Here is a 1,327-nt window from a genome sequence, read left to right on the forward strand (position 1 = left end):
TGATCTTATCGGCGAACTGCTCTGCGGTTTCTGCCATCATTGGGCGTTTGCCTTTATCGCGATCGCCGCCACAACCAAAGATCGCCCACAAGTTTCCTGAGCAATGCACTCTCAGAGCGGCTAATGCTTTTTCAAGAGCGTCTGGCGTGTGTGCATAGTCAACAACGACTTTGGCTTTTTGCGCTGCTTGGAACAACTCCATGCGCCCAATCACAGGCTGTAATCTTGGCGCACTCTCAACTAACTGTTGCTTATCAATACCGAGCGCTAACAACGTCGCAAACGCCACCAATACATTAGAGGCATTGAACTGACCAATCAGCGGTACTTCTAGACAACCTGTGCCCCAAGCCCCGTCGAAGTCCATGCGGATCCCGGTTTCTGCATAAGCCACATCGAGTGCCCAGACCGCATTGGTACGGTCAGTGATTGGACTCAGCGATACAGCCACAGCATCAGATAATTCGGATAGCCATGCCAAACCCACTGGATCATCGGCATTAATAATGGCGTGTTGGCAATGATGTTTAGTAAAGAGACTCTGCTTCGCTAACGCATACTCTTGCATCGTGCCGTGGTAATCGAGGTGATCACGGCTCAGGTTAGTAAAAACGCCTGCAGCAAATTTAAGCGCTTTAACACGCCCTTGAACCAAGCCATGCGATGAGATCTCCATAGCAGTATAAGCAGCACCTTGAGCGGCTAGCTCACTCAGCGTACGCTGAATTTCAATTGCACTGCCGGTGGTATTCTTGGCGATTTGTAGATCATCAAGAAAGCCATTCCCTGTTGTGCCCATAACGCCTGAGCGCTGACCAACCAAATCAAGCCACTGCGCGATAAGCTGCGTAATCGTGGTCTTGCCATTGGTCCCTGTCACGCCAATCAGTTGAGTAGCATCGGATTGATAAACACGCCCAGCAAGCGCTGATAGCTCTTGGTTCAGGTCTTGGATATAAACAATGGTGACACCATTTCGCTGCTCAATACTGCCGTGAGCATGCTCTTCACACGCTTGTGCGATAACGGCGCTAGCACCAAGCTCAATAGCCTTATCAATAAAGCGGCGGCCATCCACAGCGTGACCAATAACAGCGACAAAAATGTCTCCCGAGCGCACGGCTCGGCTATCTAGCTCCAGATGCGTCACTTCGATTTCAGCCAGTGTGGCGTCATCAAATGCTCCCCATGGGGCTAGTAAGCTAGATAGTGTTAGGCAATTACTCATATCGAATCCTGATTCGCTCTATTCTTGAAACTTGTTTTCGTCAGCAGGTACATTAAGAATTTGCAGCGCGCCTTTCATGATCTCAGAGAAGACAGGGGC

1 protein-coding gene is annotated in these 1,327 nt (G+C 50.0%); it reads right to left on the reverse strand.

The window, feature by feature from the left end; translation table 11 throughout:
* Positions 1-1,228, reverse strand: a 1,228-nt coding sequence (gene murE / locus KIV40_RS29765; RefSeq protein ID WP_285352865.1) for a UDP-N-acetylmuramoyl-L-alanyl-D-glutamate--2,6-diaminopimelate ligase, incomplete at its 3' end; no start/stop codon positions are given.
* Between the last annotated feature and the right edge of the window lie 99 nt (positions 1,229-1,327).

The organism is Vibrio sp. D173a, from assembly GCF_030248475.1.